2 protein-coding genes are annotated in these 1,511 nt (G+C 35.0%); both read right to left on the bottom strand.

What is annotated here, in order from left to right; translation table 11 throughout:
- Nucleotides 1-362: hypothetical protein (locus KTHG_RS21175; RefSeq protein WP_147633085.1), on the bottom strand; the 362-nt coding region annotated here is incomplete at its 3' end.
- Between the two features lie 276 nt (nucleotides 363-638).
- Complete coding sequence (locus tag KTHG_RS08765) at nucleotides 639-1,349, bottom strand: MIP family channel protein (RefSeq protein ID WP_370362754.1); 711 nt, start codon at nucleotides 1,347-1,349, stop codon at nucleotides 639-641.
- Nucleotides 1,350-1,511: the final 162 nt, after the last annotated feature.

Raw genomic sequence — 1,511 nt, 5'->3', positions numbered from 1 at the left:
ATGGAATGATCGATGGTATCAAGCATTTCATTCATCAACAATGTAATATTATTGAAACGAACATATTGGCCCCATTGTGCGACAGCATCATGCATATCATTCGCTAATTGAATAAACTGCGCTAGTCGCACGTCCATTGCAACCGTTAACATTTTCTGCGTGTGTTCATCGTGTAAGGTACAATGCATTAAGTATAGGTCATAATTAAAAGAGAAAACTTCACGGCATTGCCAAATCATTTGTTTATACTTCTCTAAAATGCAAAAGCTTTCATATTCCATTATGCGTTTAAAATCTTCTCCTGCTTGCTGTGTTGCATGAAATAATTGTTCAAAAGCTAAATCAAATACTTCAAAATTCATTTACCCACCTCGCTTCTTATTTATTATACAGAGAATAAGATATATAAATCTTTTAAATTTTTATGTTTTTTATAAAATTTATGCATTTTTTCTATTTTAATAGCTTTAAATGCTCGAAAAAACGCGAATGGAACAAATATGTCATTTCCTTTTTTTAGCGTTCGCAACGAAAAACCGGAACCGCACTACAGCGCGATTCCGGTTTTTCCTATGCTCATAGGAGCAACTGTTTTACACATATGTTAAAGCCGCTTTTTAGATTAAAAGCTATATGAATTAATCGATATTTTTATTAGCAATTGATTCATTACCTTGCTCTGTTTGGAAGAACATTTTTCCAACTACAGCTGCAACGATACCACCAAGAATTGGGGCAACGATAAACACCCATAATTGTGATAATGCTTCACCGCCAGCAAAAACAGCTGGACCTAAGCTACGAGCAGGGTTTACAGATGTACCTGTTAATGGAATACCTAGTAAGTGAATTAATACTAATGTAAAACCAATAACTAGGCCCGCTAAGTTCGCATTGCCTTTACGACCTGTAACAACCATGATAACAAGTACAAAGACAAATGTTAAGATGAACTCAACTAATAGTGCACCACCTGCGCCTAGATTGCCAAAACCATTTTGCCCCATGTTGGTAGTAGATAAATTTGATAAATTTAAGAATGTAAATAAGACCAGTGAGCCTAAGATACCACCAATAACTTGCCCTACAAGATAATAAACTAACTCTGTTGCGTTAATACGTTTATTCACGAACATCGCAATTGAAACAGCTGGATTGACGTGACAACCTGAGATTGTACCAATTGAATAAGCCATTGCGATAATGGATAGACCGAATGCCATGGCAATGCCTAAAATACCGATGCCTTCAATACCGCCACCAAGAACAGCTGTCCCTGTACCGAATAGAACAAGTACAAATGTACCGATTGCTTCTGCAACTAATTTGTTCACAATAAACACCTCCATATGATTTTTAGATAACGTTATACGATACCCTTATCATATTAGTATAAACTTATTTTTTACATAAAAAAATAGAGCTTCTACTAAATCGGCGAAAATTTATTAGAGGCTCTTATATCATTCACATGAGATGGTACTTTAAATGGTTTTTAATAAAAAAGGGAG

It is taken from the genome of Kurthia sp. Dielmo, from assembly GCF_000307285.2.
GTDB lineage: Bacteria > Bacillota > Bacilli > Bacillales_A > Planococcaceae > Kurthia > Kurthia populi.
Note: the sequence above shows the minus strand (reverse complement) of the source record. Positions and strands in the feature narration are given on the sequence as shown.

What these genes read in the sequence shown, in the direction of transcription:
- KTHG_RS08765 (WP_370362754.1), bottom strand. Translation starts at nt 1,349, where the DNA reads ATGGAGGTGTTTATTGTGAACAAATTAGTTGCAGAAGCAATCGGTACA.